Annotated in this window: 15 protein-coding genes; 14 read left to right on the top strand and 1 reads right to left on the bottom strand. The window is 67.1% G+C overall.

From position 1 onward, the window contains the following. Position 1 precedes the first annotated feature (1 nt). Together ACT531_RS20510 and ACT531_RS20515 are read left to right on the top strand one after the other, a co-directional pair. Positions 2-883, top strand: coding sequence for a DUF3703 domain-containing protein (locus ACT531_RS20510; protein ID WP_476018621.1), 882 nt, complete (start codon positions 2-4; stop codon positions 881-883). 185 nt (positions 884-1,068) lie between these two features. Beyond that, complete coding sequence (locus ACT531_RS20515) at positions 1,069-1,707, top strand: YitT family protein (protein WP_476018622.1); 639 nt, start codon at positions 1,069-1,071, stop codon at positions 1,705-1,707. A 12-nt stretch (positions 1,708-1,719) separates the two neighbouring features. Here the strand turns inward: ACT531_RS20515 and ACT531_RS20520 are convergent, their stop codons facing one another. Continuing rightward, positions 1,720-5,244: an EAL domain-containing protein gene (locus ACT531_RS20520; RefSeq protein ID WP_476018623.1), complete on the bottom strand. Its 3,525-nt coding sequence runs from the start codon at positions 5,242-5,244 to the stop codon at positions 1,720-1,722. A gap of 267 nt (positions 5,245-5,511) precedes the next feature. Between ACT531_RS20520 and ACT531_RS20525 the strand changes: the two genes are divergently transcribed. The 12 genes from ACT531_RS20525 to ACT531_RS20580 all read left to right on the top strand — a co-directional run bounded on the left by ACT531_RS20525 (position 5,512) and on the right by ACT531_RS20580 (position 17,085). Continuing rightward, a complete protein-coding gene (locus ACT531_RS20525) occupies positions 5,512-6,015 on the top strand; it encodes a hypothetical protein (protein ID WP_476018624.1) in 504 nt (167 codons plus the stop codon). A gap of 104 nt (positions 6,016-6,119) precedes the next feature. Further along, positions 6,120-6,587, top strand: coding sequence for a hypothetical protein (locus ACT531_RS20530; RefSeq protein WP_422847100.1), 468 nt, complete (start codon positions 6,120-6,122; stop codon positions 6,585-6,587). Then, positions 6,584-8,011, top strand: coding sequence for a TolC family protein (locus tag ACT531_RS20535; RefSeq protein ID WP_476018625.1), 1,428 nt, complete (start codon positions 6,584-6,586; stop codon positions 8,009-8,011). The genes ACT531_RS20530 and ACT531_RS20535 overlap by 4 nt, the downstream gene beginning before the upstream one ends. Before the next feature lies 1 nt (position 8,012). Beyond that, the gene (locus tag ACT531_RS20540) at positions 8,013-9,395 is read left to right on the top strand and encodes a multicopper oxidase family protein (RefSeq protein WP_476018626.1); all 1,383 of its coding nucleotides are present in this window, start codon (positions 8,013-8,015) and stop codon (positions 9,393-9,395) included. Positions 9,396-9,409: 14 nt separating this feature from the next. After that, the gene (locus tag ACT531_RS20545; RefSeq protein ID WP_295943642.1) at positions 9,410-9,916 is read left to right on the top strand and encodes a cupredoxin domain-containing protein; all 507 of its coding nucleotides are present in this window, start codon (positions 9,410-9,412) and stop codon (positions 9,914-9,916) included. Between the two features lie 16 nt (positions 9,917-9,932). Continuing rightward, a complete protein-coding gene (locus ACT531_RS20550; protein WP_476018627.1) occupies positions 9,933-10,469 on the top strand; it encodes a DUF411 domain-containing protein in 537 nt (178 codons plus the stop codon). After that, positions 10,466-10,837 (top strand): copper-binding protein, encoded by a 372-nt coding sequence (locus ACT531_RS20555; RefSeq protein WP_476018628.1) that lies wholly within the window; start codon positions 10,466-10,468, stop codon positions 10,835-10,837. Before ACT531_RS20550 ends, ACT531_RS20555 begins: the two co-directional genes overlap by 4 nt. Positions 10,838-10,914: 77 nt before the next feature. Continuing rightward, positions 10,915-11,922, top strand: a complete 1,008-nt coding sequence (locus ACT531_RS20560) for a P1 family peptidase (RefSeq protein WP_291447214.1) — start codon at positions 10,915-10,917, stop codon at positions 11,920-11,922. 260 nt (positions 11,923-12,182) lie between these two features. Then, positions 12,183-13,772, top strand: coding sequence for a methyl-accepting chemotaxis protein (locus ACT531_RS20565; protein ID WP_476018629.1), 1,590 nt, complete (start codon positions 12,183-12,185; stop codon positions 13,770-13,772). Between the two features lie 362 nt (positions 13,773-14,134). Next, a complete protein-coding gene (locus tag ACT531_RS20570; protein ID WP_476018630.1) occupies positions 14,135-14,932 on the top strand; it encodes a lectin in 798 nt (265 codons plus the stop codon). Between the two features lie 147 nt (positions 14,933-15,079). Beyond that, positions 15,080-15,439 (top strand): EF-hand domain-containing protein, encoded by a 360-nt coding sequence (locus ACT531_RS20575; RefSeq protein ID WP_476018631.1) that lies wholly within the window; start codon positions 15,080-15,082, stop codon positions 15,437-15,439. Positions 15,440-15,663: 224 nt separating this feature from the next. Further along, on the top strand, positions 15,664-17,085 hold the full coding sequence (locus ACT531_RS20580; protein WP_209820298.1) for a TAXI family TRAP transporter solute-binding subunit: 1,422 nt from the start codon (positions 15,664-15,666) through the stop codon (positions 17,083-17,085). Positions 17,086-17,137: the final 52 nt, after the last annotated feature.

A 17,137-nucleotide genomic window follows, 5' to 3' on the forward strand; every position in this document is an offset into this window, starting at 1 on the left:
CATGCGCGTACGCCTGTCCACTCCGCTCCATGCACCGCCCGAATGGGTGGCTGCGCAACTGCAAAGCACTGCCGTTTTTCGCCACATCACGGCGCCCCTGGTGCGGTTCACGCGCCCCGGCGGCGCGCCCTGGCCCAGCCACTGGTCCCCCGGGGATCTGCCGTTGCAGATGCGGCTGCTGGGGTTGCTGCCCCTGGGCACCCAAACCGTGCGCATCTCCATCGAGCCCGCCGCGCAGGACGGCGCATGGCCCACGCTGCGCGACAACGGCGAGGGCACGCTGATGCGGCGCTGGGACCACCGCATCACGCTGCAGCCGCTACCGGACGGCCGCACGCTCTACACCGACGACATCGACGTGGTCGCGCGCTACCTGCCCTGGCTGATGACGCCCCTGAGCGCGGCGTTTGCCCAGTTGTTCTACCGGCACCGACAGCGGCGCTGGCGCCAGCTGGCGGCGCGCCACGCGGCAGATCCCATAGCTGACCCCTTGCACACGCAGCGCGCGTTCGACCACCTGCTGACAGCATTTGCGAGCGATGCCGGCGCACCGCCCACCACCCGCTGGCACTGGCTGGAGGCCGCGCATGTGCTGGGGCAGACCACGCTGTCCCTGCATTGGCGGTCGCACACAGCCATGCTGCGCTACGCCCTGCAGTTGCGCGACCTGCGCGAGGCCGGTGGACAGGTGCTGCGGCTGGCCCTGGTGCCGCTGGGCCATGCGCTGGCGCGGCTGCCCATTGGCAACACGGGGCGGGCACGGGTGAGTGCCTTGGCGCCCATGGGGCCGCAGCCACACATCAAGCGGCTGATTGACGGGGCGATGGCAGCTGCGCGCCTGCAGACCGCCCCATTTTTGCCAAAAACTGGCGATAGCGATTGATCTATAAGCGCCACCAGCTATCAAATCAGGAGTAAACAACCAACGGACAGTGCTGCCGCCGGGCACCCGGAATTTGACGCACGACAAGCCCGGCATGGGGCTTGCATGGTCCAATCCACAACCTGTGCGCCGCCCTCTGCCCCGGGGGCTGCGGGCACAGCCTTCATTCCCTTTGCTTTTTGCCCATGCCCTCCCGCGCCCCTGCCGACCCCACAGCCCCTGCCCCGCTGGTCGTGCCCCACAGCCTGACGGAAGACGCCGTGGCCATCTTCACCGGAGTGTTGCTCATCTCGGTGGGGGTGGCGTTTTTCACCAGCGCGGGGTTGCTCACGGGTGGCACGGCGGGGCTGGCGTTTTTGCTGCACTACGCCACGGGCATCGGCTTTGGCAAGATCTTCTTTGTGCTCAACCTGCCGTTTTACTGGCTGGCGCTGCGCAAGCTGGGCCGGGCGTTCACGGTCAAGACCTTCATCGCGGTGCTGCTGCTGTCGCTGCTGACCGAGCTGCAGTCGCAGTTCTTGCAATTTGCGCAGCTGCAGCCGCTGTACGCGGCCATTGCCGGCGGGCTGATCACGGGAACGGGCTTCCTCGTGCTGTTCCGCCACCGCTGCAGCCTGGGCGGCGTGGGCATTGCCGCGCTGTACCTGCAGGACCGCTACGGCTGGCGCGCGGGCAAGGTGCAGATGGCCGTGGACTGCGTCATCGTGCTGCTGGCCCTGTGGACGGTGGAGCCCCTGCGTGTGGCCTGGTCGATTGCAGGTGCCGTGGCACTCAACCTGGTGCTGGCCATGAACCACCGGCCGGGCCGCTACATGGCGGTTTAGGGTGGTGTAGTACTACGACGACACCTGCCAGCCCAGCCCACTGTGCAGCCGCTGCTCCAGCGCCTCGATGGGCACCGGGCGGCTGAACAGGTAGCCCTGCCACAGCGTGCAGCCGTGGCGCTCCAGAAACGCGCGCTGCGCCTCGGTCTCAACCCCCTCGGCAATCACGTCGATGCCCAGGCTCTGCGCCATGCCGATGATGGTCTGCACGATGAGCGCGTCGGTGTGCTGGATGCCGATGTTGCGCACAAAGCTCTGGTCGATCTTGAGTTGGTCCAGCGGCAACCGCGTGAGGTACGACAGCGACGACTGGCCGGTGCCAAAGTCGTCCATCGAAAAGCGCAGGCCCAGCGCGCGCAGCGCGTTCATCTTGGCGATGGTGTCGTCCACGTTGTCCAGCGCCAGGCTCTCCGTCAGCTCCAGCTTCAGGCGGTCAGGCCGCGCCCCGGTCTGGCGCAGCACGGCCACCACCTGCTCCATGAAGTCGGCCTGGCGGAACTGGCGGGCGCTCACGTTCACCGCCAGTTGCAGGTGGGCGGTGGCCGGGTCGTCCTGCCAGCGGCGCAGCTGGGTGCAGGCAGTCTGCAGCACCCACAGGCCGATGGGCAGGATCAGCCCGGTCTCTTCGGCCAGCGGGATGAACTCGAACGGCGGCACCATGCCACGCGCCGGGTGGTTCCAGCGGATCAGCACCTCGGCCCCCACCACATGCTTGCCGCAGCCTACCTGCACCTGGTAGTGCAGCGTGAACTGGCCCTGTTCCAGCGCCGTGCGCAGGTCGTTCTCCAGCGCCGCGCGGGCCGTGACAGCGGCCTGCATGCGCGGGTCAAAAAACCGGATGCCGTTGCGCCCTGCGGTCTTGGCGGCATACATGGCCAAGTCGGCGTGCTTGACCACATCTTCCACCGTCTGCCCCTGGCCGCTGAACAGCACGGCGCCCACACTGGTGGTGCTGTGCACGTGGTGCGATGCGAGCTGGTAGGGCTGGTTGAGCGCGGCCAGAATCTTTTCGCCCACCGCCTGCGCCTGCTCGGCCGCATCGGTGGCAAGGGCGCCCAGGTCTTCCAGCAGCACCAGAAACTCGTCGCCGCCCAACCGCGCGACGGTGTCGCCCTCTCGCACGCAGGCCGTGAGCCGCTGGGCCACCTGCTGCAGCAGCACGTCGCCCATGTCGTGGCCCAGGGTGTCGTTCAGGGTCTTGAAGTGGTCCAGGTCCAGGCACAGCAGGGCCCCTTGCAGGCCCGCGCGCGCACTGGTGGCAAACGCCTGTTGCAGGCGGTCCATCATCAGGCGGCGGTTGGGCAGGTGGGTGAGCGGGTCGTAGAACGCCAGGTGCTCGATCTCCCGCGCCGCCGCCGCGCGCTGGGTGATGTCGCTGAGAGTGGCCACGTAGTGCGTCAGCACCCCGTGCTGGTCCGTGACGGCGGTGATGGCCATGAAGTGCAGGTTCACCTCGCCGCTCTTGCAGCGGTTCCACAGCTCGCCCTTCCACTCGCCGGTGCTGGCCAGGCTGGCCCACATGGCATCAAAAAACGCCTTGTCGTGGTGGCCCGAGGCCAGCAGGCTGGTGCGGCGGCCCACCACCTCATCGGCGCTGTAGCCGGTGATACGGCTGAACGCGCGGTTGGTGCGCAGGATGAGGGTGTCCGCGTTGGTGACGATCATGCCCTCTTGGGACTCGAACGCAATGGCCGCAATGCGCAGCTCGTTCTCGTCGCGCTTGCGGGCCGAGATGTCCTTGCCCACGCCCCGGTAGCCACAAAACACACCGTCGTCATCAAACACGGGCGTGCCGCTGATGGACACCCAGTACGAGCAGCCCTGCTGGTCGCGGCGCTCGAACTCGAAGTCGCGGAACTCCTGGTGGCGCTCCAGCAGCGCGCGGTGTTCTTCCCACAGCGCATCGCTCATGCCCGGTGCGGCCAGCTCCCAGCGGGTCTTGCCCATGTGCAGCGCGGCCTCCTGCACCAGCCGGTCATCGGCCCGGCCCTCGACATGCGTGAGGCGAAACTGCGCGTCCTGCTCCCAGTACCAGTCGGACGACAGCGCCGTAAGGGTGCGAAAGCGCGCCTCGTTGTCCTCCAGCTTGCGACGCACCCGGTAGGACTCGCTCACGTCGCTGAACACCAGCACTACGCCCACGATCTGCCCCTGCGCGTTGCGAATGGGGGCAGCGCTGTCGGCAATGTGGTACTCGGCGCCATGCCGGGCCAGCAAAGTGGTGTGGTTGCTCAATGCCACCACCTGGCCCCGGTCCATCACCAGCTGCACCGGGTCTATCTGCGGCTCGCGGGTGCCGGTGTTGACGATGCGAAACACCTCGGGCAAGGGCTGCCCCGTGGCCTGGGCCAGGGGCCAGCCCGTCAGGCGCTCGGCCACCGCGTTCATGCGGGTGATGCGGCCCTGCGCATCGGTGGCGATCACGCCATCGCCGATGGAGTGCAGCGTGATGGCCAGGTTTTCCTCACTCTGGCGCAGTTCGGCCTCGGCTTTCTGGCGGGTCAGCGCCATGCGGTCAAACCGGCGGCCCAGCTCGGTCAGCTCCTGCAGGCCCGTGGCGGGCACGCGCGACACATAGCGTCCCTCGGCCAGCTCGTCCGTGGCATGCAGCAGGCGCCGCAGGGGCCGCATCACGCCGCGCCGCACCCCCACCTGCGCCACGGCAAAGGACAGCACCAGGCCACCCAGCAAGAACGCCATCTCGGTCCACATGCGGCGGTTGGCTGTGGCGTACAGGTTGTCCAGCGGCACGGCCAGGCTCATGGTGGCCACGGGCTTCCCGCCCGCCTCGATGAGTGGCTGGAACACCACCAGCTCAGGGGTGCCATCCGCGCGCGTGCGCTGGCGCTGGCCCTGCGGGGTCTGCAGCACCAGGGCGCGGAACTCGCCATCGGCAAACGGAGCCCCCAGCTCGCTGGCATCGGGCGGGTAGCGCGCCAGCACGCGGCCGTCGGGGTCGGACACGCGGGCCACCGCGCCGTCCGGCAGCCCCAGATCGGTGAGCCGCAGGCTCCACCACTCCAGCGACACCACCGCCACCGCAGCGGCCACCACGTCTTGCGTGCCCGGCGGAATCACCGGGTAGGCAAAGTTGACACTGGCCACCTGGGCAGCGCGGTCCACCTGGAAGCTGCCCACCGCAAAGTCCCGCCCAGAGATCGTCTGCTGAAAATACGGGCGGTTGGCCACATTGACGGGCGCCTTCAGCGGCCGCGCATTGCACAGCAGCTCGCCATCCGCCCGAGGCACGCCAATGTTGACGTAGGTGGTGTTCAGCGACAGCACTTCGGCCAGGTAGCGCCCGCACTGGGGGGCGGCGGGGTCGTGCACCTGCGGCATGGCGGCCAGCTGCTGCAGAAACTGGCGGGTGTTCTGAATCAGCCGTTGCTGGGTGCCGGCCACCGACTGCAGGGTCTGCAGCGCGCGCTCTTCGGCGGCGGCGATCGCGTCTGTGCGGTGGGTCCGTGCCTGGTACACCACCAGCAGCACCGCCGGCAGCGTGGCCCACAGCACCAGCCAGCGAATCCGCGCGGACAAGGTGCTCCACATTCCAGCGACCCATGGGGGCATACCGACCTTTCTGTGCAAGAGAAAGACGCTTGGAAACACAGTGGCCGGGACCTGCGAAAAAATGGACAGGGGGGAACCGACGTGTTTCATCACATGGTACTGCCCATGTTCCAAAAAGGCATGCACGATTTGCGCGGGTTTGCCCTCACGGTCCTTGGCCGGTTGCCCCGGCGCGCCGGGCCAGAAAAGGGCGTGCCAGTGGAACCTTGGGCCGCCCCGCCGTATCATTGAAGCATGCGTCGCGGCTTTTTCTTCCTGCTGATGGTGGTGCTGGTCCTTCGGGGCCTGACAGGCACGGCCATGGCGGCGGGCATTGTGGCGCCGCTGCTGCCTGCAGGCCCGGCGCAGCACACTGCGGCGCATCAGCCCATGGCGGAAGGCATGGCCCACGACCACAGCCACCCCCACGATCATTCCGCAACCCTTGCCCAGGCCGAGGGCTTGGTACCCGCCGACACCCATGCACACCATGGCAGCCCGGCCGCCGAACCCGCCCTCGACCACAGTGCCAGCCATGCTGCAGCGTGCCAGGATCACGGCACGGGCTGTCCGGCTCACAGTAACCATGACCACCACAGCGCCAGTTGCTCGGCCTGCGAAATCTGCCATTCGGCCATGCTGGGCCTGCCCGCATCGCTGACCCCCGCCCCCCTGCCGGCCGGAGCCCTGCTGCCCCTGGCCTCCGCGCAGTTTGACAGCGCCCCCGCAGCGCTGGCCATCAAACCACCCATCGCCTGATCTCCGACGCCCGAAGTGCGTCTGCCACGGCCTGATTGACCCCGCACCACGGGGCCCATCGGGCGGCAGCGCCGTGTTTTTTCGTTCGTTGTCTGGAGATCGCCATGCGCGCCCCTGCTATTTTTCTCTCCTCGCCGTCGCCCGGGCCATCGTGGCCCATGCGACTGGCTTGTCTCGCCCTGTTGTCGCCCTTGCTGGCGCAAGCCCAGAGCCCATCTGCACCCGACGCTACCCGCGCCGATGCACCCACCGCTCCCCTGCCCTACACGGCCATGCCACCGCAGCCCCCGCTGGTGGACGCCCTGCCCACTCCCCAGGCCTGGCGCCAGGCACACGAGGCCGTGGGCGCGTTCCCGCGCGGCCATGCGGACATCGTGGCCTGGGAGGCGCAGCGCGGTTCCGCACCGCCCCCCGCGCCCGCAGCCTCCGCAGCAGCCCCCATGCCACACCACCAGGGCATGCAACACCGCATGCCCCATGGAAAGCCGCCTGGCACAGCCCATGAGATGCACCACGGCAGCGCAGGGAGTGCCCACCCCGCCCACCACCCCGAACAGAAGGGCAAGCCATGACCAGCACCCACCGCCTTTCCGTGCTGGCTGCCGCCACCCTGCTGGCGGGCTGCGCCAGCGTGTCGTCCGACGGCCTGCGCAGTGATGTCGCAGCGCTGACTGCAGGCCGTACCGCCGGCGTAGCGCAGGCGGCCTTGCCCGCGATGGACCGGAGCGCCCGCGCAAAGGCCCAGCAGTCCATTGATGGCTGGCTTGCCCAGCCCCTGACACAAGACGCCGCCGTGCGCATTGCCCTGCTCAACAACCCCGGCCTGCAAGCCCGGCTGGCCGCACTGGGCGTGGCCGATGCCGAGCGGGTGCAAGCCATCTCGCTGCCCAACCCGCACCTGACCCTGGGGCGTTTCACCAATAGCCAGGAGCGTGAGATCGAACGCACCCTCGCCTTTGGCCTGATGGATCTGATCACCCTGCCCTGGCGCACCCAGCGCGAAGCCGAGCGCCTGCAGATCGCCACGCTGCAAGCCGCACAGGACGTGGTGCAACTGGCCGCAGACACCCGCCGTGCCTGGCTGCGCGCCGTGGCGGCCGAGCAGGTGGCCGCCACGCACGACCGCATGGTGGAAGCCGCCGAGGCCGGGGCCGAGCTGGCGCACCGCATGGCGCAGGTGGGCAACTGGAGCCGCCTGCAACAAGCCCGCGAACAGGCCGTGCTGCACGAGGCCACCCGCCAGCGTGCCCGCGCCCGCCTGGCAGCCGCCACCGAGCGTGAGCAGCTCAACCGCCGCATGGGCCTGTGGGGGCAGCAAACCCAGTACCAGCTGGCCCCACAGCTGCCGCCCCTGCCCACCGCCGCCTTACCCGCCGATGGCATCGAAGCCACCGCGCTGCGCGAGCGGCTGGACGTGCAAGCCGCCCGCCGCCAGCTGGACACCCAGGCCACGCGCCAGGGCTGGAGCCGCGCTAGCGCCGTGTTTGGCGACATTGGCCTGGCCTACAGCCGCAACACCGCAACCGAGCGCGCCACCGGCAGCAGCGACATCAAGCGCGGCTGGGAGATCGAACTGCCCCTGCCCCTGTTCGACTGGGGCGGCGCAGCCCGTACCCGCGCCCAGGCCGAGGTGGAGCAAAGCGCCGCCCAGCTCCAAGACACCGCCGTGCGCGCCCGCAGCGAGGTGCGTGCCGTCTGGCTCACCTACCGCACCGCCCTGGACCTGGCGCGCCAACAGCAGGCGGAGGTCGTGCCCCTGCGCCAGCTCATCAGCGACGAAACCACGCTGCGCTACAACGGCATGCTGGCCAGCGTGTGGGACATGCTGGCCGAAGCACGCAACAGCACGCAGGCCGTGGCCAACGCCATCGAAGCGCAGCGCGACTTCTGGCTGGCCGAGACCGACCTGCAATTGGCGCTGACGGGTACCTCGCCCGGTGCCCTGCAGGGCCTCACCTCCGGCGCCGCAGCCTCCACCACCCCACAAGGCCATTGACATGAACCGCCGCAATTTCTTTTCTGGCGCCGCCACGGCCGTGGCTGCAGCCTCCGTCAGCCGCGTGGCCCTGGCCGCGCTGCCCGAGCCCGCAATGCAGTCCAGCGCAGACACCGCGCCGCCGCTGCACCCGCCCACGGGCCGGCCCTACAACCCCGTGGTCACCCTGAACGGCTGGACCGCCCCCTGGCGCATGAATGCGGGTGTCAAGGAGTTCCACCTGGTGGCCGAGCCCGTGGTGCGCGAGGTGGCGCCCGGCTTCATGGTCAACATGTGGGGCTACAACGGTCAGAGCCCCGGGCCCACCATCGAGGTGGTCGAAGGTGACCGCGTGCGCATCTTTGTCACCAACCGCCTGCCAGAGCACACCACCATCCACTGGCACGGCCAGCGCCTGCCCAATGGCATGGACGGCGTGGGTGGCCTGACCCAGCCCGCCATCCAGCCGGGCAAGACCTTTGTGTATGAGTTCGTGGCGCGCCGCCCCGGCACCTTCATGTACCACCCGCATGCCGATGAGATGGTGCAGATGGCCATGGGCATGATGGGCCTGTGGATCACCCACCCCAAGGGCAGCCACCCGCAGATTGCGAAGGTGCAGCGCGACTACGCCTTCCTGCTCAACGCCTTCGACGTGGAGCCCGGCAGCATGACCCCCAAGGTCAACACCATGCTGGACCACAACATTTGGTGCTGGAACAGCCGGGTGTTCCCCGCCATCAGCCCGCTGGTGGCGCGGCAGGGCGACCGGGTGCGCATACGCGTGGGCAACCTCACCATGACCAACCACCCCATCCATCTGCACGGGCACGAGTTTGAAGTGACCGGCACCGACGGCGGCCCTGTGCCCAAAAGCGCACGCTGGCCCGAGGTAACCACCGACGTGGCGGTGGGCCAGATGCGGCAGGTGGAGTTCATTGCCGACGAACCCGGCGACTGGGCCCTGCATTGCCACAAGAGCCACCACACCATGGGCGCCATGGGGCACGCCGTGCCCACCATGATCGGCGTGGACCATCGCGGACTGGTGGGCAAGATCCAGAAGATCGTGCCCGACTACATGGTGATGGGCGAGCGCGGCATGGCCGACATGGGCGCCATGGAGATGCCGCTGCCCGACAACACCTTCCCGATGATGACCGGCGCCGGCCCCTTTGGCCCGCTGGAGATGGGCGGCATGTTCACCACCCTCAAGGTGCGTGCCGACCTGCCCGCAGGCAGCTACGCCGACCCCGGCGACTACAGGCAGCCAGGCGGCACCCAGGCCTTTGAATGGCAAGGCGCGCCAGCCACCAAACCCCGCCCCGCACGCACCGACACCCCAGGCACGGCCCCGGGCGCAGCCAATGCGCGCAAGCCGGCTGCCAGCAGCCACCAACATTGACATTACCAACCGCCATGAACACTATCAAATTCATAGCTACCTGGGCAATATGCACTAGCGCATTCGGCACTTTTTCTGCCTATGGGCATGAAAACATGCCCCACCGCACCACCACAGCCCCCGTGGTCAAAGAGCAAAAGGACTGGGGCATTGCAGGCGACGCCCAGCAGGTGCGCCGCACGATCACCGTGCGCATGGGCGACGACATGCGGTTCAGCCCCCGCCACATCGAGGTGCGCGAGGGCGACACCGTGCGGCTGCGTGCCGAGAACCAAGGCAAGGTGCTGCACGAGATCGTGATCGGTACCAAGGCCGAGCTGGACCAGCACGCGGAGCTGATGAAAAAACACCCCGGCATGGAGCACGACGAGCCCTACATGGCCCATGTGGCCGCAGGCAAGAAAGGCGACATCGTGTGGCACTTCAACCGCGCAGGCAGCTTTGACTTTGCCTGCCTCATCCCCGGCCACTACCAGGCGGGCATGACCGGCACCATCACCGTGCTGCCCCGCAACCCCTGATGCCAGGAGAAACACCATGACCCTCCCACGCCACCGTTCCACACATGCCCCCGCCAGCCCGCCCCGCCGCCAATGGCTCGCCACCACCCTGCCCCTGCTGGGCGCGGGTTTGGCCGTCGCTTTGCTGCCGGGTGGGTCCCTCGCAGCCAACAGCACACCCACTCCGCTGGAAGTGTGGAAAGACCCCAACTGCGGCTGCTGCCAGGACTGGGTGGACCACATGCAAGCCAACGGCTTTGCGGTGAAGGTGCACGCCACCGGCAACAACGCCGTGCGCGCCCGCCTGGGCCTGCCGCAAAAGCTGGGCTCGTGCCACACCGCGCTGGTAGGCGGCTACCTGGTGGAAGGCCACGTGCCCGCCAGCGACGTGCGCAAGCTGCTGCAGCAAAAGCCCAAGGCCCTGGGCCTGGCCGTGCCCGGCATGCCCGTGGGCTCTCCAGGCATGGACGGGGCCGTGTACGGCGACCGGCGCGACCCATACGACGTACTGCTGGTGGCCCATGACGGCAGCACACGCGTGTTCAACAGCTACAACAAAAAGGCATCGATATGAAAAAGCACCTCTTCTGCATCCCGCTGGCTGCCAGCCTGCTTGTCTTGGGCACGGGGTCTGCCCTGGCCCAAGCCCCCGCAGCGGCTGGCGCAGACAGCCACAGCAGCCACCACCCCGCAGCCGCCGCATCGACCGCGCCCCAGGCGGAGCTGAGCGAAGGCGAAATCACCCGGTGGGACCCACGCACCCTGCGCCTCACCCTCAAGCACGGCGAGATCAAGAACCTGGAGATGCCGCCCATGACCATGGTGTTCCGCGTGGCCGACGCCAGCGTGGTGGGCGATCTGAAACCCGGCGACAAGGTGCGTTTTCGGGCCGAGCAGATCAGCGGCGCATACCACGTCCAGCGGATCGAGAAAGCGCCCTAAAGCGACTCCACGCGCAGCGCCGGGGCCCTGATGCTGCGCAACTGTCGGACGACGCATGGGCACCATAATCAACGGCCATGAGTTCCTCCAACACACTGGCTGGCGACGCTGGCAGCATCACCCGCGTGGCCGGCATCGAGGTCGGTCACTTCACCGAAACCCGCCGCCCCACGGGCTGCACCGTCATCATCACCCGCGAGGGCGCCGTGGCCGGGGTGGATGTGCGGGGTGCCGCCCCCGGCACGCGCGAGACGGATTTGCTCCACCCCTCCAACCTGGTGGACAAGGTGCACGCCATCATGCTCGCGGGCGGCAGCGCCTGGGGGCTGGACGCCGCCACCGGCGCCGTGCGCTGGCTTGAAGAGCGCGGCGTGGGCTTTGATGTGGCCGTGGGCCGCCTGCCCATCGTGCCTGCCGCCGTGCTGTTCGATCTGCTGGTGGGCGACATGCGCATCCGCCCCGATGCGGCAGCGGGCTACGCGGCGTGCGAGGCAGCCTCCACCGCCGACCCGGCCGAAGGCAACGTGGGCGCGGGCACCGGCGCGGCGCTGGGCAAGATCTTCGGCATCCAGCGTGCCATGAAGGGCGGCATCGGCACCGCCTCGGTCACCGTGGACGGGGTCACAGTGGGCGCGCTCATCGCCTGCAATGCGCTGGGCGACGTGATCGACCCGGACACCGCCCAAGTCATTGCCGGAGCCCGCACCGACGACGGCCTGCGCCTGCGCGACACACGCCGCGCCCTGCTGCGCGGCGACCCGCCCCAACCCCTGCTGGCGGGCACCAACACCACCATCGGCGTGGTGGCCACCGATGCGGTCATCACCAAGGTGCAGGCCCATCGCCTGGCCGTGGCCGCGCACGACGGGCTGGCACGCAGCATCAACCCCGTGCACACCATGTCCGACGGCGACACCCTCTTCAGCCTGGGCACGGGCCGCAGCGGCAAGAGCCTGGGCATGATGGTGCTGGCCACCATGGCGGCCGAGGCCACGGCCATCGCCACCGCGCGGGCAGCACGCGCTGCGCGCGCGATCACCACAGCCGAGGGGTTGTACCTGCCATCGGCAGCAGAGCTGGGGTGACACCCACAGGGTGGCACTGGACGCCCCCGATGCGCTGAAAGAACTCCAGGAACCCCGCGGACGGCGCGCAAGGCCCTGCCGTGCGCGGTCAAAAAAACCTTGACGGGGCGAAAAAGTGGCCCAGGATCAGGGGCTGTGACGCGCCGCGGCGACCTGCGCCACCCGCGCGCATGTGGCTACTTGCTCACAAAAGATGGAAAACATGGCGCATTAGCCCATAAAAGTGCATCATCATTGCCACCAGCTGGAGGACCCATCGCATGAATGTCCTGCAAAACCTGAGCATCAAGACGCGTCTTGGCATTGGCTATTTCGTCCTGACCTGCGCACTGATTCTGGTGGCCGTCATGGGCATCCGTGGAGAGTCCATGACGCAGGAGAGCCTGGACAACCAGGTCAATCGCCTGAACGTGATCAAAAGTCTGGGCAACCGGGTTCTTGATACGGCCAATGCAAGGGCCGTGTCTGCGCGCAACTTGGTGATCGCTGGCTCCAAGGAGGATGCTGAGGCAGAAACCCGGCGCATAGGGGTGGCCCACGAAGGCATGGGCAAAGCACTACAGGGAGTGGAAGAGGCCCTCAAGACAGGCCCCCCGGAAACCGCTCCTCTGAACAAGCTGCTGGCCGAGATCAAGAAAACCGAGGCGGCCTATGGCCCTGTGGCGCTGGAGATCACCCGGCTGGGGAGCCTGGGAGAAAAAGATGCGGCCATCAAGAAAATCAACGAAGAATGCCGCCCCCTGCTGAACAAGCTGGTGGCAGACATCGAAGCCTTCCTGGCCGAGAGCGATGCCATCAGCAAACGCGCCAGCCAGGAATCGATGCATCAGTTTGAATCGTTGCGGTTTCAGCTGATCCTGCTCAGCATCGCCATGGTGGTGTTTGCCTGTGTGCTGGGCGTTGCCACCACGCGTTCCATCGTCCGACCGCTGAGCGAGGCAAGCCAGGCGACGCAGGAGTTTGCGCGGGGCAACCTCGCCAACCCGCTGGTGGCGCAAGGCAAAGACGAGATCGCTTCGGTCGTTGCCTCCATGGAAGCCATGCGACGGAGCCTGTCCAACCTGGTGGCAGGAGTGCGCCAGGGATCGGAGAGCGTATCGACCGCCAGCGCAGAAATCGCGCAGGGCAACCAGAACCTGTCAATGCGCACGGAGCAGCAGGCCAGTGCCCTGCAGCAAACTGCGGCATCGATGGAACAGCTGGGCTCGACCGTGAAGCAGAACGCGGACAACGCGGTCAATGCAAATCGGCTCGCGCATTCCGCCTCAACCGTCGCACAGCAAGGAGGCGAAGTCGTAGCCATGGTGGTCGCCACCATGAAGGACATCAATGACTCCAGCCGAAAGATCAACGACATCATCAGCGTGATCGACGGCATTGCGTTCCAGACCAACATCCTCGCGCTGAATGCCGCGGTGGAAGCCGCCCGCGCCGGCGAGCAGGGCCGAGGTTTTGCTGTAGTGGCCAGCGAGGTGCGCAACCTGGCCCAACGCAGTGCCGCCGCCGCCAAGGAGATCAAGCAACTGATCACCGAAAGCGTGGGCCGCGTAGAGCACGGCACCGCCCTTGTCGACAAAGCAGGCCAAACCATGACCGAGGTCGTGGCCAGCATCCGCAATGTGACGCACATCATGGGCGAGATCAGCGCCGCCAGCTCCGAACAAAGTGCTGGGGTCACGCAGGTGGGCGAAGCGGTCACGCTGATGGACCAAGCCACACAGCAGAATGCCGCACTGGTGGAGGAAATGGCGGCCGCAGCGGCCAGCCTTCGCGGTCAGGCCGACGACCTCGTCAATGCAGTGGCAGTCTTTCGGATTCACGGCAGCGGGTCTGCTTTGCTGATCAAGTGAGCTGAAGTAACTGAAGTACCGGCACAGACAAGAATAGAAGGAATAGATTCTGGAGGCGTGTCAGCGGCGAAGGTACTGCGCCAGCAGATCCACCAACGGCTGGCGTGTTCCCAGCCATGCGCCTGACGCATACCTCCCGTTATCAGAAGGTCCAACCTGATTCTTCGTCAGATCCCGTAAGCACGCAGTGCCAATCGGAGCGTTCAGGCCATCGTGATGACGCGAGGAGTCGGCGACCTGTGACCAACCGTTTGAACGATTGACCGCCCTATGATGCGACTGGTGGGTGGTGCGCGGGGATTGGCTCCTGGTACCCCGCACTTATTCATAAGGCCCCGGATCGGAACAAGGAGAGTCAACCCATGAGAGACCATTCGTTTCAGAACCGTGCATGGCTGCTGTGCCTGCCCTTGCTCGTGGGCACGCCGCCCGCACTGGCGCAGGACCAGCTGGTGGATTTGCAGTCCAGCGGCGGCTACACCTCCTACCGTCTGGCGGACGATGTGACCCAGGTGGACCTGGTGGAACAAACCCAGGGAGCGTGCCGATTCAACCGCACCTGGGGCTATGACCTGACCAACCGCGAGCTGTGGACCAACGGTGGTTGCGGCGGTCGCTTCAAGATTACGCGGACCTATGCCTCCGGCAACAACAGCGGCTCCAATGCCGGGGCAGCGGTAGCGGCCGTGGCCGCCATTGCAGGCATTGCCCTGTTGGCCAACCACAACCGTCACGACGACGACCGACGCCCCGAGTACCCGGGCTACCCCGGCCAGGGTGGCGACTGGGGGCGCGAGATCCGCGTGGATGGCCGCCTGTGCCTCGATGTGCGGGGTGGCAAGTTCCAGTCTGGCACCACCTTGCAGGTGTACGAATGCAACGGTACGGCATCCCAGCGTTTTGCAGTGGGGCGCGGCGGCGAGATCCGCGTACGCGACCTGTGCGTCGATGTGGACCGTGGCGACCCACGGGATGGCGCCCGGGTGGTGCTGTGGTCCTGCTCGGGCTCGCGCAGCCAGAGCTGGTTCACCCGGGGTGGGCAGATTGTGAGCCAGCTTAACGGCAAATGCCTGGATGTGGATGCCGGCCAGGTCCGCCCCGGGGCGCACACGATGGTGTGGCCCTGCAACCGCAGCCCCAGCCAACGCTGGTGGTGGTAAGGAGCCCCCATGCAAAAAAATCTGCAACGGATCTCTGCAAGCGCCTGTACCCTCGTGCTGGCAATGTTGGCTCACACAGCCAACGCAGCCGATACGGCGGTATCGTCACCCACCACGCCACCCCGCCCTGCCAAGGCCCACAAACCGGTGGCCCCAACCCTCACCCACAGGCTGCAAGTCATCTGCTCGGCAGCCGATCTCAACCACGACGGCAACGTGTCGCTGGACGAGTTTCACCAGGACATCGTGCAGGGCTGGCACAGCCTGGGGCCCGATGCAGAGGGCTACGTCCATCTCGCCCACCTCAGCCAGTTGCCCCGCATCAGCAAAAGCCAGCTGAGGCGGCTGGCTGCAGCTGACAAGGATGGGGACGGAAGGCTGTCGTTCACCGAGGTGGTGCAGGCTCGCATGGCCTACTTCGAAGCGGCAGATGTGGACCAGAACGATATGCTCTCGCTGCAGGAATGCATGGCCTACGAGCGCCAGCGCAGGCGCTTGCCGCAGTAAGCGACCCGGCTGGCAATTTCAACGCCCCAGGTATTCCAGGCCGGGGCGACTCCTGGGGCGTAAAGACAAGTGCTGATACGCGGCGCTGTAGCTCCTGCCCGGATAATCCACCGGCTTGCTGATCGCGCGACAGGGATCCGGAACGACCCTGTTGCGCGGTCGGCCCATCCCGGTTGGCCGAAGCGCCACTCTCGCCCTGTTTTCGCTCCGTTGGTCCATCCCCCATGCCCCAGGCCTTTCGCAACACCTTTCTCACCCTGCGCGATCTGATTGTGTCGGCGGGCCCCCTCGCCTTCTTGGCGGTCGGGCTGCTGGTGCTGGCCTATTGGTGGCTCAACCCCAATCCCCCGAAGACGGTGACCCTGGCCACCGGCCCTGCCCAAAGTGCCTATGAAGAGTTTGGCAAGCGCTACCAGAAGGCACTGGCTGTCGACGGGATTGATGTGGTACTGCTGCCCAGCGAGGGCTCGTCGCACAACCTGCAGCTGCTGAGGGACGGCCAGGCTGACGTGGCCTTTGTGCAGGGCGGTACGGCTGAGCTGCAGCCCGATGACCCGGACAACCTCGTGTCCCTGGGCAGCCTGTTTGTGGAGCCGCTGTGGCTTTTCTACCGCACCGACGCAGCAGAGCGCATGCACAACGCCCCCCGGCTTGATAGCCTGCGGCAGCTGCGCGGCTGGCGGGTCAATGTGGGGTCGGAGGGCAGCGGCGTTCCCACGCTGATCGAGCGCCTGTTGCAGGCCAACAAGGTGGAGCCGGTGTCGGTCAAGCTGTCGAGGCTGGAGCAGACGCCTGCCACGGTGGAGTTCCTCGCCGGCCGGCTCGATGCCCTGGTATTTGCCTCGGCGCCCGAATCGCTGATGGTGCAGATGCTGCTGCAGACACCTGGTGTGCAACTGCTGGATTTTGCGCAGCACGAGGCTTACGCGCGGCGGTTTCCGTTCCTCACCCCCGTGACCTTGCCACGGGGGGTGGTGGACCTTGCGGCCAACGTGCCCCAGCGCGATGTCCGGCTCGTGGCCACCACCACGTCTTTGCTGGCGCGCGACGGTACTCACCCCGCCTTGCTCACCCTGTTTGCCCAGAACGCCCAAAAGCTGCACAGCGGCGCAGGCTGGTTCAACCGGGCGCGTGAGTTCCCCAACACGCGCGGCAGCGAGCTGCCGATCGCCAAGGAGGGTGACCGGGCCATGAACGAGCCGGTGCCCATGCTGCAACGCTACCTGCCCTTCTGGCTGGCCAACCTGATTGAGCGCATGTGGCTGGTGCTGGGCATCTTGCTGGCCATCATGCTGCCGCTGTCGCGCATCGTCCCGCCGCTCTACCAGTTCCGGGTGCGATCACGGGTATTCCGCTGGTATGGCCGCCTGCGCGAGATCGAGAACGACCTGGAGATGGGCAAGAGCGACCCTGCAAGCCTGCTGCGCACCCTGGACAGCCTGGAAGCCCAGGCCGAAAAGGTGAGCGTGCCTTTGTCGTATGCGGACGAGCTGTATGCCCTGCGCAACCACATCCACCTGGTGCGCAAAAAGCTGCTGCGCGCGTCGGGAGGGGCTGGCGGATCGGCTGACCACAGCACTCCGGGCGAGGGGATGACTGAAAACAGCATGAAGGGAACAGGGAGCGCAGCAGGAACTGGGCATTGACCCAGGCTTCAGTGGCCAGTGGCACAAGGCCGCTGGCAGCACTCAAAGAGCC

The organism is Acidovorax sp. DMC1 (assembly GCF_056314325.1).

What these genes read in the sequence shown, in the direction of transcription:
- ACT531_RS20555 (WP_476018628.1), top strand. Translation starts at nt 10,466, where the DNA reads ATGAAAAAGCACCTCTTCTGCATCCCGCTGGCTGCCAGCCTGCTTGTC.
- ACT531_RS20580 (WP_209820298.1), top strand. Translation starts at nt 15,664, where the DNA reads ATGCCCCAGGCCTTTCGCAACACCTTTCTCACCCTGCGCGATCTGATT.
- ACT531_RS20510 (WP_476018621.1), top strand. Translation starts at nt 2, where the DNA reads ATGCGCGTACGCCTGTCCACTCCGCTCCATGCACCGCCCGAATGGGTG.
- ACT531_RS20515 (WP_476018622.1), top strand. Translation starts at nt 1,069, where the DNA reads ATGCCCTCCCGCGCCCCTGCCGACCCCACAGCCCCTGCCCCGCTGGTC.
- ACT531_RS20535 (WP_476018625.1), top strand. Translation starts at nt 6,584, where the DNA reads ATGACCAGCACCCACCGCCTTTCCGTGCTGGCTGCCGCCACCCTGCTG.
- ACT531_RS20550 (WP_476018627.1), top strand. Translation starts at nt 9,933, where the DNA reads ATGACCCTCCCACGCCACCGTTCCACACATGCCCCCGCCAGCCCGCCC.
- ACT531_RS20570 (WP_476018630.1), top strand. Translation starts at nt 14,135, where the DNA reads ATGAGAGACCATTCGTTTCAGAACCGTGCATGGCTGCTGTGCCTGCCC.
- ACT531_RS20525 (WP_476018624.1), top strand. Translation starts at nt 5,512, where the DNA reads ATGCGTCGCGGCTTTTTCTTCCTGCTGATGGTGGTGCTGGTCCTTCGG.
- ACT531_RS20530 (WP_422847100.1), top strand. Translation starts at nt 6,120, where the DNA reads ATGCGCGCCCCTGCTATTTTTCTCTCCTCGCCGTCGCCCGGGCCATCG.
- ACT531_RS20540 (WP_476018626.1), top strand. Translation starts at nt 8,013, where the DNA reads ATGAACCGCCGCAATTTCTTTTCTGGCGCCGCCACGGCCGTGGCTGCA.
- ACT531_RS20565 (WP_476018629.1), top strand. Translation starts at nt 12,183, where the DNA reads ATGAATGTCCTGCAAAACCTGAGCATCAAGACGCGTCTTGGCATTGGC.
- ACT531_RS20545 (WP_295943642.1), top strand. Translation starts at nt 9,410, where the DNA reads ATGAACACTATCAAATTCATAGCTACCTGGGCAATATGCACTAGCGCA.
- ACT531_RS20560 (WP_291447214.1), top strand. Translation starts at nt 10,915, where the DNA reads ATGAGTTCCTCCAACACACTGGCTGGCGACGCTGGCAGCATCACCCGC.